The organism is Isoptericola sp. GX10416, from assembly GCF_056590155.1.
The window spans coordinates 71,059-97,388 of the sequence record NZ_JBWPVO010000005.1; the positions used below are offsets into that span (position 1 = coordinate 71,059).

Annotated in this window: 30 protein-coding genes; 28 read left to right on the top strand and 2 right to left on the bottom strand. The window is 72.9% G+C overall.

The window, feature by feature from the left end; translation table 11 throughout:
* Positions 1 to 11 precede the first annotated feature (11 nt).
* From ACWAT2_RS09620 to ACWAT2_RS09710, 19 genes are all read left to right on the top strand, one after another.
* Complete coding sequence (locus ACWAT2_RS09620; protein ID WP_402375428.1) at positions 12 to 347, top strand: hypothetical protein; 336 nt, start codon at positions 12 to 14, stop codon at positions 345 to 347.
* Between the two features lie 39 nt (positions 348 to 386).
* A complete protein-coding gene (gene ftsY, locus ACWAT2_RS09625; RefSeq protein WP_402375426.1) occupies positions 387 to 1,535 on the top strand; it encodes a signal recognition particle-docking protein FtsY in 1,149 nt (382 codons plus the stop codon).
* Positions 1,536 to 1,735: 200 nt separating this feature from the next.
* Positions 1,736 to 3,022 (top strand): ammonium transporter, encoded by a 1,287-nt coding sequence (locus ACWAT2_RS09630; protein ID WP_402375424.1) that lies wholly within the window; start codon positions 1,736 to 1,738, stop codon positions 3,020 to 3,022.
* Positions 3,019 to 3,357, top strand: a complete 339-nt coding sequence (locus ACWAT2_RS09635; protein ID WP_106268146.1) for a P-II family nitrogen regulator — start codon at positions 3,019 to 3,021, stop codon at positions 3,355 to 3,357. The genes ACWAT2_RS09630 and ACWAT2_RS09635 overlap by 4 nt, the downstream gene beginning before the upstream one ends.
* A gap of 5 nt (positions 3,358 to 3,362) precedes the next feature.
* Entirely contained in the window at positions 3,363 to 5,213 is a 1,851-nt protein-coding gene (locus ACWAT2_RS09640; protein ID WP_402375422.1) for a [protein-PII] uridylyltransferase family protein, read from the top strand.
* A 44-nt stretch (positions 5,214 to 5,257) separates the two neighbouring features.
* The gene (gene ffh, locus ACWAT2_RS09645; RefSeq protein WP_402375420.1) at positions 5,258 to 6,892 is read left to right on the top strand and encodes a signal recognition particle protein; all 1,635 of its coding nucleotides are present in this window, start codon (positions 5,258 to 5,260) and stop codon (positions 6,890 to 6,892) included.
* 20 nt (positions 6,893 to 6,912) lie between these two features.
* A complete protein-coding gene (locus tag ACWAT2_RS09650) occupies positions 6,913 to 8,025 on the top strand; it encodes an amidohydrolase family protein (protein WP_402375418.1) in 1,113 nt (370 codons plus the stop codon).
* Positions 8,026 to 8,271: 246 nt separating this feature from the next.
* The gene (gene rpsP / locus ACWAT2_RS09655) at positions 8,272 to 8,691 is read left to right on the top strand and encodes a 30S ribosomal protein S16 (protein WP_402375416.1); all 420 of its coding nucleotides are present in this window, start codon (positions 8,272 to 8,274) and stop codon (positions 8,689 to 8,691) included.
* Positions 8,691 to 8,930: an RNA-binding protein gene (locus ACWAT2_RS09660; RefSeq protein WP_402375415.1), complete on the top strand. Its 240-nt coding sequence runs from the start codon at positions 8,691 to 8,693 to the stop codon at positions 8,928 to 8,930. The genes rpsP and ACWAT2_RS09660 overlap by 1 nt, the downstream gene beginning before the upstream one ends.
* A 105-nt stretch (positions 8,931 to 9,035) precedes the next feature.
* A complete protein-coding gene (gene rimM / locus ACWAT2_RS09665; RefSeq protein ID WP_402375413.1) occupies positions 9,036 to 9,599 on the top strand; it encodes a ribosome maturation factor RimM in 564 nt (187 codons plus the stop codon).
* Between the two features lies 1 nt (position 9,600).
* Entirely contained in the window at positions 9,601 to 10,482 is an 882-nt protein-coding gene (trmD, locus tag ACWAT2_RS09670) for a tRNA (guanosine(37)-N1)-methyltransferase TrmD (protein WP_402375411.1), read from the top strand.
* 140 nt (positions 10,483 to 10,622) lie between these two features.
* Positions 10,623 to 10,979 carry a 50S ribosomal protein L19 gene (rplS, locus tag ACWAT2_RS09675; protein WP_402375409.1) on the top strand — a complete coding sequence of 119 codons (357 nt, stop codon included), beginning with the start codon at positions 10,623 to 10,625 and terminating at the stop codon, positions 10,977 to 10,979.
* A 108-nt stretch (positions 10,980 to 11,087) separates the two neighbouring features.
* Positions 11,088 to 11,900, top strand: coding sequence for a signal peptidase I (gene lepB, locus ACWAT2_RS09680; protein WP_402375407.1), 813 nt, complete (start codon positions 11,088 to 11,090; stop codon positions 11,898 to 11,900).
* Positions 11,897 to 12,733 (top strand): ribonuclease HII, encoded by an 837-nt coding sequence (locus tag ACWAT2_RS09685; RefSeq protein WP_402375405.1) that lies wholly within the window; start codon positions 11,897 to 11,899, stop codon positions 12,731 to 12,733. The genes lepB and ACWAT2_RS09685 overlap by 4 nt, the downstream gene beginning before the upstream one ends.
* A gap of 7 nt (positions 12,734 to 12,740) precedes the next feature.
* Positions 12,741 to 13,040: a DUF2469 domain-containing protein gene (locus tag ACWAT2_RS09690; protein WP_106268126.1), complete on the top strand. Its 300-nt coding sequence runs from the start codon at positions 12,741 to 12,743 to the stop codon at positions 13,038 to 13,040.
* A 131-nt stretch (positions 13,041 to 13,171) separates the two neighbouring features.
* Positions 13,172 to 13,528 carry a YraN family protein gene (locus ACWAT2_RS09695; RefSeq protein ID WP_402375402.1) on the top strand — a complete coding sequence of 119 codons (357 nt, stop codon included), beginning with the start codon at positions 13,172 to 13,174 and terminating at the stop codon, positions 13,526 to 13,528.
* Complete coding sequence (locus ACWAT2_RS09700; RefSeq protein ID WP_402375400.1) at positions 13,525 to 15,066, top strand: YifB family Mg chelatase-like AAA ATPase; 1,542 nt, start codon at positions 13,525 to 13,527, stop codon at positions 15,064 to 15,066. Before ACWAT2_RS09695 ends, ACWAT2_RS09700 begins: the two co-directional genes overlap by 4 nt.
* Positions 15,050 to 16,309, top strand: a complete 1,260-nt coding sequence (gene dprA, locus ACWAT2_RS09705; RefSeq protein WP_402375398.1) for a DNA-processing protein DprA — start codon at positions 15,050 to 15,052, stop codon at positions 16,307 to 16,309. The genes ACWAT2_RS09700 and dprA overlap by 17 nt, the downstream gene beginning before the upstream one ends.
* 87 nt (positions 16,310 to 16,396) lie before the next feature.
* The gene (locus ACWAT2_RS09710; RefSeq protein WP_402375396.1) at positions 16,397 to 17,341 is read left to right on the top strand and encodes a tyrosine recombinase XerC; all 945 of its coding nucleotides are present in this window, start codon (positions 16,397 to 16,399) and stop codon (positions 17,339 to 17,341) included.
* Between the two features lie 66 nt (positions 17,342 to 17,407).
* Here the strand turns inward: ACWAT2_RS09710 and ACWAT2_RS09715 are convergent, their stop codons facing one another.
* Positions 17,408 to 17,953 carry a murein hydrolase activator EnvC family protein gene (locus tag ACWAT2_RS09715; protein ID WP_402375395.1) on the bottom strand — a complete coding sequence of 182 codons (546 nt, stop codon included), beginning with the start codon at positions 17,951 to 17,953 and terminating at the stop codon, positions 17,408 to 17,410.
* A gap of 459 nt (positions 17,954 to 18,412) precedes the next feature.
* Here ACWAT2_RS09715 and rpsB point away from each other — a divergent pair, with 459 nt between their 5' ends.
* The 7 genes from rpsB to ACWAT2_RS09750 all read left to right on the top strand — a co-directional run bounded on the left by rpsB (position 18,413) and on the right by ACWAT2_RS09750 (position 24,432).
* Complete coding sequence (gene rpsB / locus ACWAT2_RS09720) at positions 18,413 to 19,402, top strand: 30S ribosomal protein S2 (RefSeq protein ID WP_402375393.1); 990 nt, start codon at positions 18,413 to 18,415, stop codon at positions 19,400 to 19,402.
* Between the two features lie 78 nt (positions 19,403 to 19,480).
* Positions 19,481 to 20,320 (top strand): translation elongation factor Ts, encoded by an 840-nt coding sequence (gene tsf, locus ACWAT2_RS09725; RefSeq protein WP_402375391.1) that lies wholly within the window; start codon positions 19,481 to 19,483, stop codon positions 20,318 to 20,320.
* A gap of 164 nt (positions 20,321 to 20,484) precedes the next feature.
* Entirely contained in the window at positions 20,485 to 21,249 is a 765-nt protein-coding gene (pyrH, locus tag ACWAT2_RS09730; protein ID WP_402375389.1) for a UMP kinase, read from the top strand.
* A gap of 42 nt (positions 21,250 to 21,291) precedes the next feature.
* The gene (frr, locus tag ACWAT2_RS09735) at positions 21,292 to 21,849 is read left to right on the top strand and encodes a ribosome recycling factor (RefSeq protein ID WP_402375387.1); all 558 of its coding nucleotides are present in this window, start codon (positions 21,292 to 21,294) and stop codon (positions 21,847 to 21,849) included.
* The gene (locus tag ACWAT2_RS09740) at positions 21,849 to 22,682 is read left to right on the top strand and encodes a phosphatidate cytidylyltransferase (protein ID WP_402375385.1); all 834 of its coding nucleotides are present in this window, start codon (positions 21,849 to 21,851) and stop codon (positions 22,680 to 22,682) included. Before frr ends, ACWAT2_RS09740 begins: the two co-directional genes overlap by 1 nt.
* Before the next feature lie 17 nt (positions 22,683 to 22,699).
* Positions 22,700 to 23,881 carry a dual-specificity RNA methyltransferase RlmN gene (gene rlmN, locus ACWAT2_RS09745; protein ID WP_480048874.1) on the top strand — a complete coding sequence of 394 codons (1,182 nt, stop codon included), beginning with the start codon at positions 22,700 to 22,702 and terminating at the stop codon, positions 23,879 to 23,881.
* On the top strand, positions 23,878 to 24,432 hold the full coding sequence (locus ACWAT2_RS09750; RefSeq protein WP_402375383.1) for a DivIVA domain-containing protein: 555 nt from the start codon (positions 23,878 to 23,880) through the stop codon (positions 24,430 to 24,432). Before rlmN ends, ACWAT2_RS09750 begins: the two co-directional genes overlap by 4 nt.
* A 57-nt stretch (positions 24,433 to 24,489) precedes the next feature.
* Here the strand turns inward: ACWAT2_RS09750 and ACWAT2_RS09755 are convergent, their stop codons facing one another.
* Positions 24,490 to 24,693, bottom strand: a complete 204-nt coding sequence (locus ACWAT2_RS09755; RefSeq protein ID WP_402375381.1) for a MerR family transcriptional regulator — start codon at positions 24,691 to 24,693, stop codon at positions 24,490 to 24,492.
* Positions 24,694 to 24,845: 152 nt separating this feature from the next.
* On the opposite strand from ACWAT2_RS09755, the gene ACWAT2_RS09760 reads away from it, so the two are divergent.
* Both ACWAT2_RS09760 and dxr read left to right on the top strand, forming a co-directional pair.
* Positions 24,846 to 25,115: a hypothetical protein gene (locus ACWAT2_RS09760; protein WP_402375379.1), complete on the top strand. Its 270-nt coding sequence runs from the start codon at positions 24,846 to 24,848 to the stop codon at positions 25,113 to 25,115.
* Between the two features lie 7 nt (positions 25,116 to 25,122).
* Positions 25,123 to 26,313: a 1-deoxy-D-xylulose-5-phosphate reductoisomerase gene (gene dxr, locus ACWAT2_RS09765; protein WP_402375377.1), complete on the top strand. Its 1,191-nt coding sequence runs from the start codon at positions 25,123 to 25,125 to the stop codon at positions 26,311 to 26,313.
* The last annotated feature ends 17 nt before the right edge of the window (positions 26,314 to 26,330 follow it).

The window sequence follows — 26,330 nt, forward strand, 5'->3', positions numbered from 1 at the left end:
CAATGGGTGTCATGGCTCTCGTCGTGTGGATTCTCGTCTCGCTCCTGGTGGCCGGGGCGGTCTTCCTCGTCGCCAACGTCATGGAGAAGCGGGACGACGACGACATCCGCGGCGTGGGCGCCTTCGTGCGGGACTTCCGTGCCGGTCTGAGCCGCCGCCGTCGAACCGCCGCTCCTGATCCCGTCGACACCGACATGGACGCCTTCTTCGCCGCGGCCGTCGAGGACGCGCCCGCCTACGTCGACGCCGACGAGCTCTCCGGGGTGCTGCAACGTGCCCAGGAGCGGGTCAGCACACCGTTCCACGCGACCCCGCGGACCGGTGACCCGGGCGTGCGCGGCGTCTGACGCGCCACGGCGGCGCACGGTCTGGGAGACTGGGGCACCGTGACTGAAGATCTTCTCTGGCTCTGGATCGTTCTCGGCGTCGTCCTCCTCGCGGGCGTCGGCTCCGCTCTCCTCGCACCTCGGCTCCGCCGCCGTCGTCGGGACGACGGCGGCGTCCCGTCGGCCGTCGACGAGGCCACGCAGGACACGCTCGCGCCGCCGGACGCCGCGCCGGTGGAGACGGCTCCCGCCGCCCCGGTGCTCGAGACGCCCGCGCCTGTCGCGGGCCGGATGGTGCGGCTGCGCGACCGGCTCGCGCGCTCCGGGTCGCCGCTGGGCGCTCGACTGCTGAGCGTCCTGTCGCGTGCGGACCTCACCGACGACGACTGGGACGAGCTGGAGGAGACGCTCCTGCTCGCGGACATCGGCGCGGGTCCGGCCGGTGAACTGCTCGAGGGGTTGCGCACCCGGGTGCAGGTCGAGGGCGTGCGCGACGCCGGCGCGGTGCGTGAGCTGCTGCGGTCCGAGCTGCTGAAGGTCGTCGACCCCACCATGGACCGGACGATCGCCACCACCCGTCCGGTGGTCGACGGCGTGCCGAAGCCCGCAGTCGTCCTCGTCGTCGGGGTCAACGGCACCGGCAAGACGACCACGGTGGGCAAGCTCGCCCGGGTGCTCGTCGCCGAGGGCCGCTCGGTGGTGCTGGGTGCTGCCGACACGTTCCGCGCGGCGGCGGCGGACCAGCTCGCCACCTGGGGCGCGCGGGTGGGCGTGGAGACGGTGCGCTCGGACCGTGAGGGCGCCGACCCGGCCGCCGTCGCGTTCGACGCGGTGGCCAAGGGGTCGCGGGACGACGTCGACGTCGTGCTCGTGGACACGGCCGGCCGCCTGCAGAACAAGGCAGGCCTGATGGACGAGCTCGGCAAGATCAGCCGCGTCATCACCCGGGAGGCCCCGCTCGGCGAGGTCCTGCTGGTGCTGGACGCCACCACGGGGCAGAACGGGATGCAGCAGGCGAAGGTCTTCGGCGAGGTCGCCGGCGTGACCGGCATCGTGCTCACCAAGCTGGACGGGACCGCCAGGGGCGGGATCGTCGTGGCGGTGCAGCGTGAGCTGGGCGTGCCGGTCAAGCTGGTCGGGCTGGGCGAAGGGCCGGACGACCTGGCGCCGTTCGACCCGGAGCAGTTCGTCGACGGGCTGCTCGGCTGACCGGTCGCGGCGAGGTCTCGGGCGGGTCACAGGAAGATCACGGCGAGGCGCCGAACGTCTCGCACTCTGGACAGAAACCCGATGTTTACGCGGATGCCTCGTCTGTGACACGGCCGTAACACGACCTCCGTCCAGTGGAAACGCCGCGCCGACACGGTTGTCCCCGACCGGCCACACGGGCTGGCGAGGGGAGTGACACGATGGAGCTGGATACCGGAGTGACCGCGTGGATGCTGACCGCAGCATCGCTCGTGCTCCTGATGACGCCAGGCCTGGCGTTGTTCTACGGAGGCATGGTTCGTGGCAAGTCCGTCCTGAACATGATGATGATGTCGTTCGGCGCCATGGCCGTCGTCGGCGTCATCTACGTCCTGTGGGGCTGGTCGATGTCCTACGGCACGGGCGTGGGGGCTGAGGGCTACTCGCTCTTCGGCAACCCGTTCGAGCAGTTCGGGCTCGGTGGGGGCGCCGTCCTCGACGACGCCGGTGAGTGGGTCGTCGACGGCATCCCGACGATCGTCGACGTCGGCTTCCAGGCGACGTTCGCCATCATCACCGTCGCGCTCATCTCGGGCGCCATCGCCGACCGCGTGAAGTTCGGGACGTGGATGGTCTTCGCGGGCGTGTGGGCGACGCTGTCCTACTTCCCGATGGCCCACATGGTCTGGGGCGGCGGCCTGCTGTCCGACGCGGGTCCGTTCGTCTTCGGTGACGCCGCACCGATCGACTTCGCGGGCGGCACGGTGGTGCACATCAACGCCGGTGTCGCCGCGCTCGTGCTGGCACTGATCGTCGGCAAGCGCAAGGGCTTCGGCACCGACGCCATGCGACCGCACAACCTGCCTCTGGTGATGCTGGGCGCGGCGCTGCTGTGGTTCGGCTGGTTCGGCTTCAACGCCGGCTCGGCCTACGGCGCCGACGGCGCTGCCGGCCTCGCCTGGGTCAACACGACCACCGCCACGGCCGCCGCGATCCTCGGCTGGCTGATCACGGAGAAGCTGCGTGACGGCTCGGCCACCTCGCTGGGCGCCGCGTCGGGCGTCGTGGCCGGTCTGGTCGCCATCACCCCGGCCGCCGGTGACGTGTCCCCGGTCGGTGCGATCGCCATCGGCGTGGTCGCCGGGGCGCTGTCGGCCGTCGCGGTCGGCCTGAAGTTCAAGCTGGGCTTCGACGACTCCCTCGACGTCGTCGGGATCCACCTGGTCGCGGGTCTCTGGGGCACCGTCTCCCTCGGCTTCCTCGCGACCGAGACCGGCCTGCTCTACGGCGGCGGCATCGAGCAGCTCGGCGTCCAGGTCGTCATCGCGCTCGTCGCGGTGGTCTTCGCCGGTGTCGTCACGCTGGTCGTGGGCCTGGCGCTCAAGGCCACGATGGGCTGGCGCATCTCCGAGGAGGAGGAGGTCAGCGGCATCGACCTCGCCGTCCACAGCGAGACGGCGTACGAGACGATCCAGCAGGGTTCCGTCATCAAGGAGGTCCGAGCATGAAGCTCGTCACAGGCGTCATCCAGCCCCACCGTCTCGACGACGTGAAGTCGGCCCTCGAGGCCGCCGGCGTCCGTGGCATGACGGTCAGCGAGGCCAGCGGCTACGGCCGGCAGAAGGGCCACACCGAGGTCTACCGCGGTGCCGAGTACACCGTGGACCTCGTCCCGAAGGTCCGCATCGAGGTCCTCATCGCCGACGAGGACGCCGCCGCGATCGTCGACGTGGTCGTGGGCGCGGCCCAGACGGGCAAGATCGGCGACGGCAAGGTCTGGACGGTCCCGGTCGACGACGTCGCGCGGGTCCGCACCGGCGAGCACGGCGACGCCGCGCTCTGACGCCGATGCCCGACCTCCCTCCCACGGGCGGCCCCGCACGGCCCCACGACAGGGCCCCGCACCCCGGCACCGGGGTGCGGGGCCCTGTCGTGGGGCTGCGCCAGGCGCTGCTCGCCGCCGCCGCCGACCTCAGCGGCCCCGGGCGCTCCGGCGTCGCCCGCCGAGCCACGCTCCAGCAGATCGTCACCGAACGCCTCTGCGAGCTGTACGCGGAGGCGACGGCGGGCGTCGAGCCGGCGGGCATCGCGCTGGCGGCGGTCGGCTCCCTGGGGCGCGGTGAGCTGGGACCGCTGTCCGACCTCGATCTCGTGCTGGTGCACGACGGCCGCTCGCACAAGCCGGCCGAGCTGGCCGAGGTCGCCGAGCGGCTCTGGTACCCGCTGTGGGACTCCGGGGTCGACATCGACCACGCCGTGCGGTCCCTCAACCAGACCCGGCAGCTCGCCACGCGCGACCTTCCTGCCGCCGTTGGCTGGCTCGACGTGCGGCCCGTGGCGGGGGACGCCGTCGTCGTCCACCGCGCCGCGTCGGGGATCCTCACGGACTGGCGCTCGGCGTCCCGCCGGCGGCTGCCCGAGCTGCTGTCCGGGGTGCGAGAACGCGCCGAGCGCTCCGGCGAGCTGGCGTACCTCGTCGAACCGGACCTCAAGGAGGCGCGGGGCGGCATCCGCGACGCGGTCGTGCTGTCCGCGCTCGCCGCGACGTGGCTCACCGACCGGCCGCACGGACGCGTGGACACCGCGTACGCCCACCTGCTCGACGTGCGGGACGCCCTGCAGGTCGTGACACGGCGGCGGTCGACCCGCCTGCTGCTCGCCGACCTCGACGAGGTGGCCGCGCTGACGGGGCACGACGACCCCGACGAGCTGCTGGCGAGCCTGGCCGCGGCCGGTCGCGAGATCTCCTTCGCGCTCGACTCGACCGTGCGCCGCGCCCGCCAGGCGCTCCAGCGCCCCGCCACGCGCAAGCCCGTGCTGGTCCGGGGACGGCGGCAGCCGCCACGGCTGCGGTCCGTGGGAGAGGGCCTCGTGGAGCACGACGGCGAGCTCGTGCTGGCGGTCACCGCGCAGCCGGCCGAGGACCCGCTGCTGTCGTTGCGTGCCGCGGCCACGGCGGCCCGGACGGGTCTCGCGCTGTCGCCCGTGACCGTGCACTCCCTGGCCGAGTGCCCACCGCTGCCCGAACCGTGGCCCCGCGCCGCCCGTGGGCACCTGCTCACCCTGCTCGGTTCCGGTCCCGCGCAGATCCACGTCTGGGAGGCTCTCGACCTCGCCGGAGCGGTGACGACGTGGATCCCGGAGTGGGCGGACGTGCGCAACAAGCCGCAGCGCGCCGCCGTCCACCGGCACACCGTCGACCGCCACCTCGTCGAGACGGCCGCGCTCGCGACGGCGGTGCGCAAGCAACAGCTCGCCCGCGGCGTCGCCGCGCCGGACCTGCCCGCGGACCTGCTGCTCGTCGCCGCGATCCTGCACGACATCGGCAAGCGACGGCGTCCTGAGGCGTCGGACCACTCCGCGGAAGGGGCGCGCATCGTCCCGGCCGTCGTGCGGCGCATGGGCTTCGACGAGCCGTTCGTCGCCGACGTGGCGACGCTGGTGCGCCAGCACCTGCTGCTCGCGGAGCTCGGCACGAGCGCCGACCCCGAGGACCCGGCGACGGTGCGCAGGCTGCTCGAGGGCATCGACCACCGGCTCGACCTGCTCGAGGTGCTGCGCGCGCTGACCGAGAGCGACGCCTCGTCGCTCGGTCCCGCCGGGTGGACCGGCTGGCGGGCGAGCCTGGTCGACCAGCTGACCCGGGCCGCGCGCACCGCGCTCACGGTGGCGTCCGGGACGACCGGAGGGGGCCGGTAGGCTAGGGGACCGCACTTCATCCACCCCGCGAAGAGGACCACCTGGTGTTCAACTCCCTGTCGGACCGGCTCACCGCGACCTTCAAGAACCTGCGCGGTCGGGGACGGCTCTCCGAGGCCGACATCGACGCGACCGTGCGAGAGATCCGCCGCGCACTGCTCGACGCGGACGTCGCCGTGCCCGTCGTGCGGCACTTCACGGCGGCCGTGCGCGAGCGTGCGCTCGGCGCGGAGGTCTCGGGCGCGCTGAACCCGGCGCAGCAGGTCGTCAAGATCGTCAACGACGAGCTGGTGACGATCCTCGGTGGCAGCACCCGGCCGCTGCAGCTCGCGAAGAACCCGCCGACGGTCATCATGCTCGCGGGTCTGCAGGGTGCCGGCAAGACCACCCTGGCGGGCAAGCTCGCCCTCGCCCTGAAGGAGCAGGGGCACACGCCGATCCTCGTCGCGGCCGACCTGCAGCGTCCGAACGCCGTGACCCAGCTCTCCGTGGTGGCCGACCGCGCGGGTGTCCCCGTCTTCGCGCCGCACCCGGGCAACACCTCGGACCACGACGTGGCCGACGCCGCTCTCGTGGGAGACCCCGTGGGCGTGGCGCGCGACGGCGTCGCCGAGGCGCGGTCGAAGCAGCACGACGTCGTGATCGTCGACACGGCGGGCCGGCTGGGTGTGGACCAGGTCCTCATGCAGCAGGCTGCCGACATCCGGTCGGCGATCACGCCGGACGAGGTCCTGTTCGTGATCGACGCGATGATCGGTCAGGACGCGGTGACGACCGCCCGGTCCTTCGCCGAGGGCGTCGACTTCACGGGTGTGGTGCTGTCCAAGCTCGACGGTGACGCCCGCGGTGGTGCGGCGCTGTCGGTCGCCCAGGTCACCGGCCGGCCGATCATGTTCGCCTCGACCGGTGAGAAGCTCACGGACTTCGAGGTCTTCCACCCGGACCGCATGGCGTCCCGCATCCTCGACATGGGCGACGTGCTGACGCTCATCGAGCAGGCCGAGAAGGCGTTCGACGCCGACGAGGCCGAGAAGATGGCGGCGAAGGTCGCCCAGGGCGAGGACTTCACGCTGAGCGACTTCCTGTCGCAGATGCAGCAGATGAAGAAGCTCGGCTCGATGAAGAAGATGCTCGGGATGATGCCGGGCATGGCCCAGATGCGCGACCAGATCGAGAACTTTGACGAGCGGGAGGTCGACCGGGTCCAGGCGCTCATCCAGTCGATGACGCCGGCCGAGCGGGAGAACCCCAAGATCATCAACGGCTCGCGGCGCGCACGGATCGCGCGCGGCGCCGGCCAGACCACGGCCGCGGTCAACGGGCTCCTCGACCGGTTCACGCAGGCGCAGAAGATGATGCGCCAGATGTCCCAGGGCGGCGGGATGCCGGGGATGCCGGGCGGCGTGCCGGGGATGCCCGGGATGCCGGGCGGTGGCAAGAAGTCGCGCGGCAAGCAGCAGCCCAAGAAGAAGGTCAAGGGCAAGTCGGGCAACCCCGCCAAGCGGGCGCAGCAGGAGCGTGAGGCCATGCAGCGTGCGCTGGGTGGCGGTGCGAAGAAGTCCGCACCGGCCGGCTCCGCCTTCGGCGTGTCGGGCGGGGACGACCAGCAGTCCGGCAAGGACCTCGAGAACCTGCAGCTGCCGGGCGACCTCGGCAAGCTGCTCGGTGGCGGGCGCTGACGCCCCGGTAGGCTGCCGTCATGTCGGTGCCGCACGTTCCCCTGCACGTCACGGGTCGCATCCTGCTCGACGGCAACCGCGAGGTCGGCGAGATGTGGGTCCGCGAGGGCCGGCTCAGCCTGCTGCGGCCCACGCCGCAGGGCAGCCCTGCCACGCAGATCGAGGGCTGGGTGCTCCCGGGCCTGGTCGACGTGCACTGCCACGTGGGGCTCGACGCCGGCGGGGCCGTCGACGAGGACGCCGCCGTCAAGCAGGCCCTGGCCGACCGTGACTCCGGCGTGCTCCTGGCCCGCGACGCCGGTTCTCCGCTCGACACCTCCTGGGTGGCGCAGCGGGCGGACCTGCCGAGGCTCGTGCGGGCCGGCTCGCATCTGGCCCGTCCCAAGCGCTACCTCCGCCACTACGGCCTGGAGCTCGACGACGTCGCCGACCTCCCGCGCGTCGTGCGTGAGCAGGCCCGTGCCGGGGACGGCTGGGTCAAGCTCGTCGGTGACTGGATCGACCGTGACCTGGGGGCGGAGGGCGACCTGCGCCCGCTGTGGCCGGTCGACGTGCTCACCGAGGCGGTGGCCGCCGCGCACGCCGAGGCCGCGCGGGTCACGGTGCACGCCTTCTCCACCGAGGTGATCGAGGATCTGCTCGCGGCGGGCGTCGACGGCATCGAGCACGGCACGGGCATCACGCCCGACGTGATGCCCGAGATCGCCCAACGAGGCATCCACGTCACGCCGACGCTGCTCCAGGTGGCGCAGTTCGACGCGATCGCCCAGCAGGCCGCCGGCAAGTACCCGGTCTACGCCGCCCGCATGCGGCACATGCACCAACGCCGGTACGACCAGGTCCGGGCGATGTACGACGCCGGGATCCCGCTCCTCGTCGGGACCGACGCGGGCGGCACCATCGACCACGGGCGGATCGCGGACGAGTGCTCCGAGCTGGTCGCCGCCGGGATCCCGGCCGCCGAGGTCGTCGCGATGGCGACCTGGCGGGCCCGCGCCTACCTCGGCCACGGGGCGATGGTGGAGGGCTCCAGCGCGGACTTCGTCGTCTACCCTGCGGACCCGCGCGAGGACGTCGAGGTCCTGCGCCACCCCACAGCCGTCGTCCTGCGCGGACGGGTCGTCGCACCCTGACCGGCGTGCCTTGGTCGTCCCCGTGGCGGTGCCGTGGTCGCGGGGGAGGGTGCCCCCCGGCGCGCTCGGCACGGGTGTGACCGAGCCGAGGTTGGGGAGGTCGCCGGCGTCTGGCACAATAGCGGGGTACTCGGCGTGCCCAGGCCCCTCTCACCTGCGCAGGCCTAGTCCTGACCCGCCCACCCGCAGGACCCCACCCGCGTGGTGTCACGGGTCGCACCCACAGAACCAGGAGAGTCCACACCAGTGGCCGTCAAGATTCGTCTGAAGCGCCTCGGCAAGATCCGGGCACCGTACTACCGCGTCGTCGTCGCCGACTCGCGCACCAAGCGTGATGGTCGGGTGATCGAGGAGATCGGCAAGTACCACCCGACCGAGGAGCCGTCGCTCATCGAGATCAGCTCGGAGCGCGCCCAGTACTGGCTCGGTGTCGGCGCCCAGCCGACCGAGCAGGTCGCCGCCCTGCTGCGTGTCACGGGCGACTGGCAGAAGTTCAAGGGCCTGCCGGGTGCCGAGGGCACCCTGCGGACCAAGCAGGCCGCGGGCGACAGCTCCGCCGCCATCGAGGCCGTCCACGCCGAGGCCGAGAAGGCCAAGGCGAAGGCTGCCGAGAAGAAGTCCGCCGCCAAGGCCGAGGAGTCCGACGAGGCTGAGGCCGAGGCCTGATGCTCGCGGACGCTCTCGAGCACCTGGTGCGCGGCATCGTGGACAACCCGGACGACGTCCGGGTCACGGCGCGCACGCAGCGCCGCGGCGACCTGCTCGAGGTCCGGGTCCACCCCGACGACCTCGGCCGGGTGATCGGCCGCGGTGGCCGCACGGCGAAGGCGCTCCGTACCGTCGTCGGCGCGCTGGCGACCGACGGCGCGGTGCGTGTCGACGTCGTGGACGTCGACCGCCGCTGAGCACCGAGAGCGACGAGCAGCACCGACGAGGCCCGGTCCCGCCACGGGACCGGGCCTCGTCGTGTTCACTGGGCCCTGAGGCCCGACCGACCACGAGGAGTAGACATGGAGCTGGTGGTGGCTCGCATCGGCAAGGCGCACGGCCTGCGGGGCGAGGTGGCGCTCGACGTCCGGACCGACGTCCCGGAGGAGCGGTTCGCGACGGGTGCGGTGCTCCAGACGGTCCCGCCCGAGGCCGGACCGCTCACGATCGCCGCGACGCGCGTGCACCAGGGCCGCTGGCTCGTCCAGTTCGCCGAGTCGTCCGACCGCAGCACGGCGGAGGGCCTGCGCGGCGTCGAGCTCGTGGTCGAGTCCGCGGAGTCGGACGAGGAGGACGCCTGGTACCCGCACGAGCTGACCGGTCTGCGGGCCGAGCTGGCCGACGGCACCGTCGTGGGCGAGGTCGTCGGTCTCGAGCATCTGCCCGCGCACGACGCCCTGGTGCTGCGTGAGACCGGCGGCGAGCGCACCCTCGTGCCGTTCGTGCACGCGATCGTGCCGGTGGTCGACGTGCCCGGTGGCCGTGTCGGGCTGACCCCTCCGGGCGGGCTGCTGGCCCGCGACGCGGGCGCCGTCGTCGTCGACCGTGCGGACGCGGCCGAGGCGCCCGACGAGGACGAGGCCTGACGTGCGGATCGACGTCGTCACGATCTTCCCCGACTACCTCGCCGCGCTCGACCTGTCGCTCGTCGGCAAGGCCCGCCGGGCGGGACTGCTCGACCTGCGTGTCCACGACCTGCGGGACTGGACCACCGACCGACACCGCACCGTGGACGACACGCCCTTCGGTGGGGGAGCGGGGATGGTCATGCGGCCTGACGTGTGGGGTCGTGCGCTGGACGACCTCCTGCCCGACCCGTCCGCGGGCGCCAGGACGGACACCGGCGCCGACGCCGCGGCGCGCGGCGCGCACCTGGTCGTGCCGACGCCGTCGGGGGACGTGTTCACGCAGCGGCGCGCCGAGGAGCTGGCGACGGAGGACCAGCTGGTGGTGGCGTGCGGGCGCTACGAGGGCATCGACGCCCGGGTGGCGGAGCGCTACCGGGCCGCTGGGCACCGGGTCAGCGAGCTGTCGATCGGCGACTACGTGCTCAACGGGGGAGAGGTCGCGGCCCTCGTCATGGTCGAGGCAGTGGGCAGGCTGCTGCCCGGTGTCGTCGGGAACCCGCACTCGCTGGTCGAGGAGTCCCACGGCGCGGCAGGCCTCCTGGAGTACCCCGTCTACACGAAGCCGCCGACGTGGGACGGTCGCGAGGTGCCGGAGGTGCTGCTCTCCGGCCACCACGCCCGCATCGACCGGTGGCGCCGTGACCGAGCCCTCGAGCGGACCGCCGCGCGTCGACCGGACATGGTGGCCGCGCTCGACCCCGCCCTGCTCGACGCGCACGACCGCACGGTCCTCGCCGGTCTCGGGTGGCGTGTCGTGCCGGCCGGGGAACCACGTGGCGCGTCTCACGAGACTCCGGACGCTCCTCGACCGGGTCCACGGCTGGAGCGTGTGGCAGAATAGGTCGCTGGTGTGCCGCAGCCCGAACTCTGCCACAGGGGAGACCATCGGGCCGAGGACGGTGCACCACCTCGGACAAGACTTCGCCCGCCGTGTGCGGGCCCAGAGCTTGCTCTGACCTGTGGCAGGGTGGGGAGACAACCATGAAGACGCTCGACAACGTCGACGCGGCAGCGATGCGCGACGACATCCCGGACTTCCGTGCCGGAGACACCGTCAAGGTCAACGTGAAGGTCGTCGAGGGCAGCCGCTCTCGTGTCCAGGCCTTCCAGGGCGTGGTCATCGCCCGCCGCAACAGCGGCGTGGGCTCGACCTTCACCGTCCGCAAGATCAGCTTCGGCGTCGGTGTGGAGCGCACCTTCCCGGTGCACGCCCCGACCGTCGACTCGGTCGAGGTCGTCACCCGCGGTGACGTCCGCCGCGCGAAGCTCTACTACCTGCGCTCGCTGCGCGGCAAGAAGGCCAAGATCCGCGAGAAGCGCGCTACCCCGGCCAAGTGAGCCGTGGCGGGAGGTCTCCCGCCGAGCGTCCCGACGGGCGGTCCCTCCAGCGGAGGGGCCGCCCGTCGGCGTTTCGCGCTGCGATGTTGCTTCTGGCAAGGTGTGGACGTGGCAGACTCCGACCCTGTGACCTCCGCAGAGCGCCGACCCGAGCCCGAAGGCATGCCGGACCCCGATGCCGTCGACGGGAACGACGCCACGCGATACGGGACGGTTCCCGCCCACGCGGCCGCCCGCCCGGCCCGGTCGGGCGGAGGGATGAGCCTGCTGCGCGAGACGGCGATCATCATCGTCAGCGCCCTGGTCCTGTCCTGGTTGATCAAGACGTTCCTGGTCCAGGCCTTCTACATCCCGAGCTCCTCGATGGAGGAGACCCTGCAGGTCGGCGACCGCGTGATGGTCTCCCGGCTCGTGCCCGACGCTCTGGACGTCAACCGTGGAGACATCGTGGTCTTCAAGGACCCGGGCGGCTGGCTCCCGCCGTACGAGGCACCGGACCGCGGCCCGGTGGGCAACGCGGTGCGGGACGCGGCGACGTTCGTCGGGCTGCTGCCGCAGGACACGGGTGAGCACCTCATCAAGCGGGTCGTCGGCACGCCCGGCGACACGGTGGTGTGCTGCGACGCGGAGGGTCGCGTCAGCGTCAACGGGGTGGCGATCGACGAGACCGAGTACATCGCCCCCGGGGTGGAACCGAGCAGCACCGAGTTCGAGACGGTGGTCCCGGACGACATGGTCTTCGTCATGGGCGACAACCGGCCGAACTCGCAGGACTCGCGGTTCAACACCGGCAAGCCCGGTGGCGGGTTCGTGCCGATGGACAACGTGGTGGGTTCCGCGTTCGTGGTCGTCTGGCCGTTCAACGACGCCCGCATGCTGCGCAACCCCGGCGACGTCTTCTCCGAGGTGCCAGAGCCGTGAGCGTACGCAGCACCCGTCGTAGTCCCACCCTGCGGTCCGAGCGGGCGCTGATCGGCGAGGGTGCGCTGCTGGTGGGCGGCATGGACGAGGTCGGCCGTGGTGCCCTGGCGGGCCCGGTCAGCGTCGGCCTGGTGGTCGTCGACGCCGGTACGAGGACGGCACCGCGAGGACTGACCGACTCCAAGCTGCTCTCGCCCTCGGCACGCGAGGACATGGTGGACCCGCTGCGTCGGTGGGCCGTGGCCTGGGCCGTCGGGCACGCCGGACCGGCGGAGATCGACGCGCACGGCATCGTCGCCGCGTTGCGGCTGGCCGGGCGGCGCGCGCTCGCGCAGGTGCGCCGGACGGCGGGTGACGTCGACGTCGTGCTGCTCGACGGTTCGCACGACTGGCTCAGCCGGCCGCACGCCGACCTGTTCGAGGCGGCGGAGATGGACCCGAGCCGCACGCTCGACGCCCCGGAACCGGGGGTGCGGACCCTCGTCAAGGCCGATCTGCAGTGCTCCTCGGTCGCCGCGGCCAGCGTGCTCGCCAAGGTCGAGCGCGACGGGCTGCTGCGCAGGCTCGCAGCGCAGTACCCCGCGTTCGCCTGGGAGCAGAACAAGGGCTACTCCGCTCCGGCGCACCTGGAGGCGCTCCGTCGGCACGGGGCGACTCCGCAGCACCGGCGGTCCTGGAACCTGCGGGTCCTGGACGACACGACCGTGGCAGCACCAGCACCAGCGCCGGCGGCCGACGCTCCGCCCGCGGCCGCCGTGGCGGAGCCGGCGGTGGTCACGCTGGACGAGGTGAGCGTCGGGTCGGGCGTGCCCCTGCGCTCCCGGGTGGGATGATGACCGCGTGAGTGCCGAGGACCTCGAGAACTACGAGAACGACATGGAGCTCGCGCTCTACCGCGAGTACCGCGACGTCGTCGGGCTGTTCTCCTACGTGGTGGAGACCGAACGCCGCTTCTACCTGGCGAACCAGGTCGACCTGCAGGTGCGCTCGGCGGCCGGCGAGGTGTACTTCGAGCTCCGGCTCGCCGACGCGTGGGTCTGGGACGTCTACCGCTCCGCGCGCTTCGTGAAGTCGGTGCGGGTCGTGACGTTCAAGGACGTCAACGTCGAGGAGCTCGCGAAGGCGGACATCGCCCTGTAGCGCGGGTTCGGTCGTGCCCGCGGGATCGCGCGGCGGCGAGGCCACCCACAGGGTCCGGCGGTCCACGAACCGTCTCGAGGCGCCCGCAGCGGGCCCGGAGCCACCGCATCGTGGTGCGCGGAGGTGGTTCCGTGCTGGCCAAGGACGCCGTGGGGCGATACGGAGAGCAGGTGGCTGCGCGCTACCTGACAGAGCGCGGGTACGAGGTGATCGAGCGCAACTGGCGCGGTACCCGCGGTGAGCTGGACCTGGTGACGCGCCGAGACGCCACGATCGTGGTCGTCGAGGTCAAGACGCGTCGCGGGACGGCGTTCGGGCACCCGGCCGAGGCGGTCACGCAGGCGAAGCTCGACCGGATCAGGCGCCTGACGGGGGAGTGGCTGCACAGCCGCTCGGCCCCGCGGTGCGAGGTCCGCATCGATGTGGTGGCCGTCGTGCTGCCGCGCTCCGGTGCGGCACAGGTCGAGCACCTGCAGGGGGTCCTGTGAGCGGGCTGGGCACCACGGCGTCGGTCGCCCTGAGCGGCATGGAGGGCCACGTCGTCGAGGTGCAGGCGCAGCTCGCGGCCTCCGTGCCGGGGTTCACGCTGGTGGGTCTGCCGGACGCTGCGCTCGCCGAGTCCCGGGACCGGGTCCGCGCCGCGGTGCTCTCCAGCGGGATCACGTGGCCGCAGCGCAAGATCACGGTGAACCTGTCGCCGGCCTCGTTGCGCAAGTCCGGCACGGGGTTCGACCTCGCCGTCGCCGTGGCCGTGCTGGCCGGCGCCGGCGTGGTGCCGCACCACGGTCTCGAGCGGGTCGTGCATCTCGCTGAGCTGGGCCTGGACGGGCGCCTGCAACCGGTCCGTGGGGTCCTGCCCGCCGTGGCGGCGTCCGTCGCGGCGGGCTGCGGGGACGTGGTGGTCTCGTCCGCCGACGCGCCCGAGGCGCGTCTGGTCCCCGGTGCGACGGTCCACGAGGCCGCCCATCTGGCAGACGTCGTCCGGCTGCACGGCGGCACGCTGGACCGCGGCCATGGCGTCGTCGCGGTCCCGCGGGTGGGGCCGGCGGTGGTGCGCCGGCCCGAGGGCGACCTGCGGGACGTGGTGGGTCAGAGCGAGGCCCGCATGGCCCTCGAGGTGGCGGCCGCGGGCGGGCACCATCTGCTCATGATCGGGCCGCCCGGGGCGGGCAAGACGATGCTGGCCGCGCGGCTGCCCGGGATCCTCCCGGACCTGACGGAGGCCGAGGCCGTGGAGGTGACCGGCGTGCACTCGGTCGCGGGCACCTTCGACCCTGGTGGCGGGCTCCTGCAACGTCCGCCCTTCGAGGACCCGCACCACACCGCCACGCCCAGCTCGATCGTCGGAGGCGGCACCGGACTGGCACGGCCCGGTGCCGTGTCCCGGGCGCATCGCGGCGTGCTCTTCCTCGACGAGGCGCCCGAGTTCGCGCCCCGCGTGCTGCAGACCTTGCGACAGCCGCTCGAGGCGGGAGAGCTCGTCCTGCACCGTAGTGGTGGCGCGACCCGCTACCCGGCCCGCTTCCAGCTCGTGCTCGCGGCCAACCCCTGCCCGTGCGGGATGGCGAGCACCAACGCCGGGCTCGAGTGCACGTGCACGCCGACGGCGAGGCGTCGCTACGTGGGCCGGCTGTCGGGTCCGCTGCTCGACCGCGTCGACCTCCAGGTGCACCTCGCGGGGCTCACCCGGGCGGAACGCGTGCTGGGTGGGCGCGGCGAGGCATCCGCCGTCGTCGCCGCGCGGGTGGGCCAGGCCCGTGCCGTGGCTCGCGCGCGCTGGTCCGGCACGGGCTGGAGCACCAACGTGGAGCTTCCCGGACCGTGGCTGCGCGGCCGGCTCCGCGGGCAGCCCGGTGTCCTCGCCCAGGTGGAGAAGCAGATCGACGCCGGCGACCTCTCGATGCGCGGGGCGGACCGGCTGCTGCGGGTCGCCTGGACCGTCGCGGACCTGGACGGTCGCGAGGTCCCGACGACGGCCGATGTGGACGCCGCCATGATGTTCCGGACCGGTGAGCGCCGTGGGTGAGCCGTTGTTCGACCTGGAGCCACCGCGTCCGGGCGTCCGGGTCCGCTTCGACATCGACGACCCGCTGCTGGCGGCCGCCGCCTGGAGCCGGCTGGCCGAGCCGGGAGACGTCGTCGCCGGCGCCCTGGTCGCCCACCTCGGGGCTGTCGGTGCGCTCGGCTGGCTGCTCGACGCGGCGACGGATCCGGCCCGGGTGCTGCGAGGGGAGGAGCTGAGCCGGCTGGCGGCGGCGGTGCAGGAGGGCACCCTGCGGCGGCTCACCGACGCGGTCGGGCGCTGGTCGCAGCGTCTGGCGAGCCTCGACCCGCGGCGCGAGCTGCGCGTGCTGCACCAGTACGACGGTGCGCTCCTGACTCCTGCTGATCCCCGTTGGCCGACGTCGCTCGCCGACCTGGGCATCGCCGGACCCTTCGCGCTCTGGGTGCGGGGCGCCGCGGACCTGGCCACCTGGTCGTCCCGTTCCGTGGCCGTCGTCGGTGCTCGCGCGGCCACGTCGTACGGCGAACGGGTCGCGGAGGACCTCTCGGCAGGGCTCGTCGACCGAGGGTTCACCGTCGTGTCCGGTGGCGCCTACGGCATCGACGCCGCGGCGCACCGAGGCGCGGTCGCGGGCGGGGGTGCCACGTGCGCGGTGCTCGCCGGCGGCGTGGACCGCTTCTACCCGCAGGGGAACGACTCCCTGCTGCGCCGGGTGGTCGACTCCGGCGGCGCCGTCGTCAGCGAGGTGCCACCGGGGTCCGCGCCGTTCCGCCAGCGGTTCCTGTCCCGCAACCGCATCATCGCGGCCGTCACGGGCGCCACGGTGGTGGTCGAGGCGGCGCGTCGGTCGGGTGCGCTGTCGACGGCGCGACGCGCCGCCGAGCTCCACCGTCCGGTCGGAGCGGTGCCCGGACCGGTCACGTCGATGGCCTCGGCCGGGTGTCACGGCCTCCTGCGGGACGGCGCGGCGGTCTGCGTCACGGACGCGAGCGAGGCGGCGGAGCTCGCGGGAGCACTCGGGACGGACGCCGTCCCGGCCGGCGCCGGCGACGGACCACAGCAGGACCCGCGGGCGGGACTGGGGCCGGACGAGCTGCTCGTCCTGGACGCGCTGCCGGCGCGTGCCGCCGCGACGGTCGACGCGCTGGCGCGGACCGCCGGCCTGCCGCCGCGCCGGGTCGTGACGGTGCTCGGCGGGCTGGACCGTCGCGGCCTCGCACGGCGCGAGGGAGCCCGGTGGCGCGGGGCGGGAGCGGGACGCTGAGCCGGAGGGGCGCGGCGCTGAGCGAGAGCGGCGAAACGCCGCGCCACCTGCGCAGTTGCCACCCCTGGACCCGGCACACTGGCGCTGATGACCAGCCCGGACGTCCCGCCGCTGCCCGCCGCTCTCGCCGACGCGGTGGACAGGTTCACGCGGTACCTGGCGGCCCAACGAGGCCACTCGGCGCACACCCGACGCGCCTACCGGGCTGACGTCACGGGTCTGCTGCGGTACGCCGTGCGGCACGGGGCGTCGGGACTGGACGGGATCGATCTGGGTGCCCTGCGCGGCTGGCTCGGCACCCAGGCCGACCGAGGCCTGTCGCGGGCGACGCTCGCCCGGCGCAGTGCTGCGGCTCGGGCCTTCCTGCGTTGGGCACTCCGCGAAGGGCTGATCACCTCCGACCCGTCGGTGCGCCTCGCGAACCCCCGGATCTCCCGGACGCTGCCGACCGTGCTCTCGCCCGAGGCCGCGGCTCTGCTGCTCGACACGGCGCGTCAGGACGCCGACGAGGCAGAAGTCGGGCAGCGGCCGACGGCGCTGCGCGTCTGGGCGGCGGCCGAGCTCCTCTACGGCTCGGGAGTGCGTATCGGTGAGCTCGTCGCGTGCGATGTCCGCGACGTGAACCTCGACGAACGGCTCGTGCGGGTGCTCGGCAAGGGCGGCAAGGAGCGGGTGGTGCCGTTCGGTGTCCCCGCTGCTCGGGCGGTGACCGCGTGGCTGGGCCGGGGGCGGCCGGAGCTGGACCGGGCAGACTCGCCACCGGCGTTGTTCCTGGGCGACCGTGGCGGTCGGTGGGGGCAGCGCCAGGCACGCGAGCAGGTTCACCGGCTCGCCGCCGTCGCCGGGGTCGACGACATCGCTCCGCACGACCTGCGCCACTCCGCGGCGACGCACCTGCTGGCCGGCGGCTCGGACCTGCGGTCGGTGCAGGAGGTGCTGGGCCACGCGGACCTCGGGACCACCCAGCGGTACACGCACGTCGACGCCGCACGGCTCCAGCAGGTCTTCCGCCAGGCATTCCCCCGGGCCTGAGCGGCCGGCGTCCCGCCGTTCCCGTTCGAGGTAGGCCTGGAACGGTCCGGTCCGAGGGGGCGCCCGTCACGCGGCGGGCAGGGGCAGCAGCACGATCGGTGACGCCTGGCCGAGCAGTGCGAGCGGGTCGAGGTACGCCGCGCCGCGGCGCACGCCCCAGTGCAGGCATCCGGTCGGTGCGCAGTGCGACGAGCCCGCGTCCGCCGCCACCTGGCCCACGAGCTGGCCCGCCGAGACGCGAGCGCCCACCGCGGCCGTGGCCTCCACCGGTTCGAACGTCGATCGCAGGTCGCCGTGCGAGACGACCAGGACCGGTTTCCCGCCGACCTGGCCAGCGAACGTGACGACGCCCGCGGTGGGCGCGACGACGGTGGTCCCCGGGGGTGCCGCGAGGTCGATCCCCCGGTGCCCCGCGGACCAAGGGCTGGCAGGAGGGTCGAACCGCTCCAGCACGCTGCCCTCCGCAGGCGGCTGCCACGGCCCGGGCAGGCCGCTCGGGGCGGCCTGCACCGTCGCCGTGCCCCAGGTGCTCGCGAGCAGGGTCGCGGTCAGGACGACGACGGACAGGAGGGTGCGGACGGCGAGGCGCGGGGTCCGTGCGGTGTACGGCATGATCCCAGGCTCACCGACCGGCGCCGCCGCGGTGCGGCCCGGCGGGGAGCCTGTGGACACCGCCGGGTCGTGGGTACCGCCCGGGTGAGCCGTGCCACGCCCGTGACCGGTCCGGCCGGAGAACCCCGTCGGGTAGACTTCCTGCTGCGACCAGTGCTGCCCACGCGTCGTCCTGCCCTCGACATCCTCGTCGGGGGCCCGGACGGGGCAGGCAGCGGTCGACATCGCGCATCACGTACGTGCTCGTCCGTCCTCTCGTGGTCGGAGCGAGCGCGGCCGAGCCTGCAGCGGTCCGTCCGTCCCTCCGGGGCCGGCGGCGCAGACGCGGCGTGATGCCAGGGGTGCCGGGCCGGATGCCCGCCGCCGACAACCGAAGCACCGTGACCGCCCCGCGCGGCGGTCACCTGATGCGCGCGGTCACCGGGAGGATCCCGGGTCCGCGCGGCGAAAGGACCAGTCATGGCCGTCGTGACCATGCGCCAGCTCCTCGAGAGCGGTGTCCACTTCGGGCACCAGACCCGCCGTTGGAACCCGAAGATGAAGCGGTTCATCTTCACCGAGCGCAACGGCATCTACATCGTCGACCTCCAGCAGTCGCTGTCGTACATCGACCGCGCCTACGAGTTCGTCAAGGAGACCGTCGCCCACGGCGGCACCATCCTGTTCGTCGGCACGAAGAAGCAGGCGCAGGAGCCCGTCGCCGAGCAGGCCGCCCGCGTCGGCATGCCGTACGTCAACCACCGCTGGCTCGGTGGCATGCTCACCAACTTCACCACCGTGCACAAGCGTCTCCAGCGCCTCAAGGAGCTCGAGGAGATCGACTTCGACGACGTCGCCTCCTCGTCCCTGACGAAGAAGGAGCTGCTGGTCCTGCGCCGCGAGAAGGACAAGCTCGCGCGCACGCTCGGTGGCATCCGGGACATGGCCAAGACACCGTCCGCCGTGTGGATCGTGGACACCAACAAGGAGCACCTCGCCGTCGACGAGGCGCGCAAGCTGGGCATCCCGGTCGTCGCGATCCTCGACACGAACTGCGACCCCGACATGGTCGACTACGCGATCCCGGGCAACGACGACGCGATCCGCTCCGTCACGCTGCTCACCCGCGTCGTCGCCGACGCGGCCGCCGAGGGCCTGATGCAGCGCGCCTCCGGCAAGAAGGGCACGGCCGCCGAGACCGAGGCCGAGCCGCTGGCCGAGTGGGAGCGCGAGCTCCTCGCCGGTGCCGAGGCGGAGAAGTCCGAGGGCGCCGCGGACACCGTGGCCGCCGAGGGCACCGTGCCGGCCGAGAGCACGGAGGCTGCCGAGGCCGTCGAGGCTGCGGAGGCCGCTCCGGCCGTCGCCGCCTCGGAGGGTGTGCCGGGCGACGGCGAGGCCGTGGCCCCCGGCGCCGACGCCGCTCCGGCCGTCGAGGCCGCGGCGGAGGCCGAGACCGAGAAGTCCGAGTGATCTGCGGCGGGCCGGGCGTGAGCGCCCGGCCCGCCCGCCTCACCGCACACCGACCGACCTGCACGGAGGACACCCCCCATGGCGAACTACACCGCCGCTGACATCAAGGCCCTGCGCGAGCGCACCGGCGCGGGCATGCTCGACGTCAAGAAGGCCCTCGACGAGGCCGACGGCAACGCCGAGAAGGCGCTGGAGATCATCCGCGTCAAGGGCCTGAAGGGCGTGGCGAAGCGCGAAGACCGCACGACGTCCGAGGGTCTCGTCGCCGTCAAGATCGTCGACGCCGACGGCGGCCAGGCCGCGACCATGATCGAGCTCAACTCGGAGACCGACTTCGTGGCGAAGAACGAGATCTTCGTCTCGCTCGCCGAGTCGGTGCTCGAGGCCGTCGCCGCGTCCGGTGCCGCCGACCTCGACGCCGCCCTGGCCGCGCCGGCCGGTGACGGTACCGTCACCGAGCTCATCGACGGCCAGGCCGCGACGCTGGGCGAGAAGATCGTGCTGCGCCGCGTCGCACGCGTCGAGGGCCCGAAGGTCACGGCGTACCTGCACAAGACCGCGAAGGACCTGCCGCCGTCGATCGGCGTCCTGGTCGTCACCGACGCCGCCGCCGAGGCGGTGGCGAAGGACGTCGCCCAGCACGTCGCCGCGATCGCGCCGACGTACCTGACGCGCGACGACGTCCCGGCCGACACGGTCGCCAAGGAGCGCGAGATCGCGCTCGAGACCTCGAAGAACGAGGGCAAGCCCGAGGCAGCTCTGCCCAAGATCGTCGAGGGCCGGCTGAACGGCTTCTTCAAGGAGGTCGTCCTGCTGGACCAGCCTCTCGCGAAGGACCCGAAGACGACGGTCGCCAAGCACGTCGCCGCTACCGGTGGCGAGCTGCAGGGCTTCGTCCGCTTCCGCGTCGGCAACTGACGCACTCTCGGCCCGGTCGTGCCCGACGGCGCGGCCGGGCCGTCGCATGCTCGCTCGCATCCGCCACGGAGCGCCGGAGAGCGGGTGCGTGCATCCGGTGCCAGGATGCGCGAGGAGACCGACCCGGGCAGATCACCCGGGCGTGCACAGAGACGGACGGTGGCATGACCCAGATCGACCAGGACCAGCTCGTCGCCACAGCGGCCCCGCACCAGGAATCCGGCGCGCGGCGAGTGCTGCTCAAGCTTTCCGGCGAGACGTTCGGCGGGGGTAACGTCGGGCTGGAGACGGGCGTGGTACGCCGTGTCGCCCAGGAGATCGGTGACGCCGTCCGCCAGGGCGTGCAGGTCGCGATCGTCGTCGGCGGGGGGAACTTCTTCCGCGGTGCCGAGCTCTCCCGCGCCGGCCTGGACCGTGCCCGCGCGGACTACATGGGCATGCTCGGCACGGTCATGAACTGCCTGGCGCTGCAGGACTTCCTCGAGCAGGACGGCGTCAAGACGCGCGTGCAGACGGCCATCACCATGGGGCAGGTGGCCGAGCCGTACATCCCGCTGCGCGCCATCCGGCACCTGGAGAAGGGCCGCGTGGTCATCTTCGGCGCCGGCGCGGGCATGCCGTACTTCTCGACGGACACGGTCTCCGTGCAGCGCGCCCTCGAGACGCACTGCGACGAGGTGCTGATGGGCAAGAACGGTGTCGACGGCGTGTACACCGCCGACCCCCGGACCGACCCCGCCGCGAAGAAGCTCGACCACCTCACGTACACCGACGCCCTGGTCCGTGGCCTGAACGTCATGGACGCCACCGCGCTGTCCCTGTGCCGCGACAACGACGTGCACATGCGCGTCTTCGGCCTGGAGGAGAGCGGTAACGTGACCCGTGCACTGCTCGGCGACCAGATCGGGACCTCGGTCACGACCCGCTGAGTCGTCCTGACGAAGCCACATCTCACGAACAAGGAGCACCGGGTGATCGACGACACCCTCCTCGAGGCCGAGGAGAAGATGGACACGGCGATCGAGTTCGCCAAGGAGCAGTTCGCCGGTATCCGCACGGGACGTGCGAACGCCGGCATGTTCTCCTCGATCGAGGTGGACTACTACGGCGCGCCCACACCGCTGCAGCAGCTCGCCTCGTTCAACATCCCGGACGCGCGCACGGTGCTGATCTCGCCGTTCGACAAGGGGTCGATGGCGGCGATCGAGAAGGCGCTGCGCGAGTCCGACCTGGGGGTCAACCCGTCGAACGACGGCAACTCGATCCGCATCATCATGCCGACGCTGACCGAGGAGCGCCGCCGGGACTACGTCAAGCTCGCCAAGACGAAGGCGGAGGACGCCCGGATCTCGGTGCGTGGCGTGCGTCGCAAGGCGAAGGAGCAGATCGACCGGTTCGTCAAGGACGGGGAGGTCGGCGAGGACGAGGGCTCGCGCGCCGAGAAGGAGCTGGAGTCGCTGACCAAGAAGCACGTCGACCTCGTGGACCAGATCCTCGCCAGCAAGGAGAGCGAGCTGCTCGAGGTCTGATGTCATCTGTCGACGCGCAGCGCGGACCCTCTCGCGCCGGGCGCAACCTCCCGGCGGCCGTCGCGGTCGGTATCGGCCTGCTCGTCGCTCTCGCCGCCTCGCTCTGGTTCCGGCCGGAGCCGTTCGTCGCGTTCGTGATCGTGGCGCAGAGCGCGGCGCTGTGGGAGCTGCGCACCGCCTTCGCGCGACGAGAGATCGCGATCCCGCTGACGCCGCTGCTCGTCGGCGGCGCCGGCATGGCGGTATCGGCCTACGCGGCCGGGGCCGAGGCGCTGCTGGTGGCCTTCGTGCTCACGGTCGGTGCGGTCGTGGTGTGGCGGGTGCTCGACGGCTCCGGACCGCGGGCGTTGCGGGACGCGTCGGCGGGTGTCTTCGCCGCGACGTACCTGCCGTTCCTGGCCGGTTTCGTGCTGCTCATCCTCGACGAGCCGGACGGCGAGCTGCGCGTGGTGCTCTTCGTGCTGCTCGCCGTGGCGAACGACGTCGGCGGCTACGTGGCGGGTGTGCTCTTCGGGAGGCATCCGCTCGCGCCGTCGGTGAGCCCCAAGAAGAGCTGGGAAGGGCTGGGCGGCTCGGTCCTGCTGACCGTCGCCGTCGGCGTCGCCGGGGCGTTGCTCGTCCTGGACGCCCCCTGGTGGCTCGGTGTCGGTCTCGGCGTGCTGACCGCCGTCACGGCGACCGCCGGGGACCTGGCCGAGTCCCTCATCAAGCGCGACCTAGACTTGAAGGACATGGGTTCGCTGCTCCCGGGTCACGGGGGCGTGCTGGACCGACTCGACTCGCTCGTGGTCACCGCGCCGTTCGTGTATCTCGTCCTGCAGGCGACCGTCTGAGCCCCGAAGGAGCCGTCATGGCAACACCCACCGCTCGCACCGCGACCGAGCTCGGCGTCCCCGCCGTCCGGCCGTCCGACGAGACGAAGCCCCTCCCGCTGCAGATGGCGCCCAAGCGCCGCGGCAAGCCGCCGCGGCACTTCGCCGACCTGACCCCGCAGGAGCGGGTGGCGTCCGTCGTCGAGATGGGGGAGAAGCCGTTCCGCGCCAAGCAGCTCGCGGCGCACTACTTCACCCACTTCACCTCCGACCCCGCCGAGATGACCGACCTGCCGAAGGCGACCAGGGACGCCCTCGCCACGACGATGTTCCCGCCGCTGATCCGGCCGACCCGGCGCATGGAGGCCGACGGCGGCACCACGGTCAAGACGCTCTGGCACCTCTTCGACGAGGCCAAGGTCGAGTCGGTGCTGATGCGCTACCCGAACCGGACCACCCTCTGCGTCTCCTCGCAGGCCGGGTGCGGCATGGCGTGCCCGTTCTGCGCGACGGGCCAGCTCGGGCTGACCCGCAACCTGTCCACCGCGGAGATCCTGGAGCAGGTGCGGGCGGCCTTCCGGTCGCTCGATCGGGGGGAGATCCCGGGTGGTCCCGCCCGGCTGAACAACCTGGTGTTCATGGGCATGGGCGAGCCCCTGGCCAACTACAAGGCGGTCATCGAGACGGTCCGTGCGCTCGTGGCGCCGGCGCCGCAGGGCCTCGGCATGTCGGCCCGGAACATCACCGTCTCGACGGTGGGCCTGGTCCCGGCGATGCGCAGGCTCACCGACGAGGGCATCCCGGTCACGCTGGCGCTGAGCCTGCACGCACCGGACGACGACCTGCGCTCGGAGCTCGTGCCCATCAACACACGGTGGAGCGTCGACGAGACGCTGGACACGGCTCGCCGGTACTTCGAGGTGACCGGCCGCCGCGTCTCGATCGAGTACGCGCTGATCAAGGACATGAACGACCACGCCTGGCGAGCCGACCTGCTCGGCGAGAAGCTCAACGCCCGTGGCAAGGGGTGGGTGCACGTCAACCCGATCCCGCTGAACCCGACCCCCGGGTCGATCTGGACGGCCAGCGAGCGTTCCGTCGAGGACGAGTTCGTGGCACGATTGCGCGGGCACGGGATCCCGACCACGATCCGTGACACCCGCGGGAGCGACATCGATGGCGCCTGCGGGCAGCTGGCCGCCGAGGAGGACGACGAGTGAGCAGCACCCTCTTTTCCACCGTGTCGAAGATGCGCTCCGGGTACGACCCGGACGAGGTCGACGACTTCTTCGACCACGCCCGCCAGGCGTACGAGGGCCGGACGCCGGAGCCGATGACGAACGCCGACATCGCGACGTCGACGTTCGAGCTCGTCCGCGGCGGGTACAACACCCACGAGGTCGACGCCGCCCTCGACCGCCTGGAGGGTGCGTTCATCGCCCGGCAGCGGGCCGACTTCGTCAACCAGCACGGGCAGGAGGCGTGGATGGGCGCTCTCGCGGAGCGCGCCCGCACCCTGTACGGCCGGCTGGGCCGCCCGGACGGCGCCAAGTTCGCGCCGGCGGAGCGTGGCCAGCAGGGGTACGACGTGGACGACGTCGACTCCCTGTGCGATCGGCTGGTGGGCTACTTCGACCGTCAGGAGCCGCTGACGGCTGCCGAGGTGCGCTCGGCCACCTTCGGTCGCGCCAAGGGCTCGGACGCCTACGCCGAGGCCTCGGTGGACAAGTTCCTGGCACGAGCCATCGAGGTGCTGCTCGGCGTCGAGTGACGCGGCCACCGTCGACGTCGGCCGGCCCGCGCTGCGTCACGGCTCGGCGGTCACGCGTCAGCGGGCAGCGGCCTTGACGAGGCGCGTCGGTATCCCCGCGCGCACCTTGCCCGCGACGCGCTCCACGCGTTCGACGTCCGCCTCGTCGTAGCGGCGGTAGCCGTTGGCCGCACGCTCGGCGGTGAGCAGGCCCTGCTGCTCGTAGTAGCGCACCAGCCGTGGCGCCACGCCCGTCCGGCGGGCCACCTCGCCGATCTTCATGCGTGCCGCCTCGGGTCAGGCTCCGTCGTGGCGCCCTTGACATCGACATCAATGTCAAGCTCTGACGTCGATCTCATGACGACGGCAGAACAGGTCCCTCCGCCCCCGGTGCTCAGCGCGACACGCTCCCGTGGCCCACCCTGGTGGTGCTCGTGGCCCGGCGCGACCGGCGCACGGTCATCGCGGTCGCGATGGTCGCCGTCGCGGCGTCGGCCGCCGCCACGGCGCTCGCACCGTCCTACGGCGTCGCGGTGGGGGCGCGGCTCGTCGTCGCGGCAGCCGTCGTCGCACGGTCGGGGACCGACGCGCTGCCCGTGCCCGCCGCCGTCGTCGTCGCGACCACGGCGGTGGCCCTCGCCATCGTGACCGGTGCCCGCGGGGCCACTCGTCGAGGCCGGGCGCGAGCCGACGTGCTGCGATGATGTGCCCATGTCTGCGACCCGCACCGTCACGCTCCTCGGTTCCACCGGCTCGATCGGCACGCAGGCCGTCGACGTCGTGCTCGCCCATCCCGACCGGTTCCGGGTGACGGCGCTCAGCGCCGGCGGCTCCGACGTCGGCCTGCTGGCCGAGCAGGCGGCGCGGCTGGGCGTGTCCGCGGTCGCGGTGGCCGAAGCGGGCCGGGCCGGCGCGCTCCGGGAAGCACTGGAGGCGCGGCTCGGGACGGCGGCGGGGGTCGAGGTGCTGTCCGGACCGGACGCCGCCACCGAGCTCGCGGGCCGCGGCGACGACGTCGTCCTCAACGGCATCACGGGCTCGGTGGGCCTGCGGCCGACGCTGGCGGCGCTGCAGTCCGGCTCGACGCTGGCGCTGGCGAACAAGGAGTCGCTGGTGGTCGGCGGACCGCTGGTCAAGGCGCTGGCGGCCCCGGAGCAGATCGTGCCGGTCGACTCCGAGCACTCGGCGATCGCCCAGGCGCTGCGCGGCGGAGCGCACACGCGCGACCACAGCGAGGTCCGTCGGCTGATCCTGACGGCCTCGGGCGGGCCGTTCCGCGGCCGGAGCCGTGACGAGATCAAGGCGGTCACCGCCGAGCAGGCGCTCGCGCACCCGACGTGGGCGATGGGTCCGGTCGTGACCGTCAACTCCGCGAGCCTGATGAACAAGGGCCTCGAGCTGATCGAGGCGCACCTGCTCTTCGACGTCCCCACCGACGACATCACCGTCGTGGTCCACCCGCAGTCGGTGGTGCACTCCATGGTCGAGTTCTGCGACGGGTCCACGATCGTGCAGGCCTCGCCGCCCGACATGCGCCTGCCCATCGCGCTCGGGCTGTCCTGGCCCGACCGGCTCGGCGCCGTCAGCCCACCGTGCGACTGGTCGCAGGCGACGAGCTGGACGTTCGAGCCGCTGGACGACGAGACCTTCCCGGCGGTCGGTCTCGCGCGGGCCGCCGCCGGGGCGTCTGGCACCCACCCGGCGGTCTACAACGCCGCGAACGAGCAGGGTGTGGCGGCGTTCCTCGACGGCCGGGTCGGGTTCTGCGACATCGTCGACACGGTCGAGCGCGTGCTGGGCGAGCACGACGGCGTCGCCCCGGACGACGTCACGCTCGAGTCCGTGGAGACGGCCGAGGCGTGGGCCCGCCATCGCGCCGACGAGCTGCTCGGACGGCGCTGAGGCGCCGTCGGGGCGAC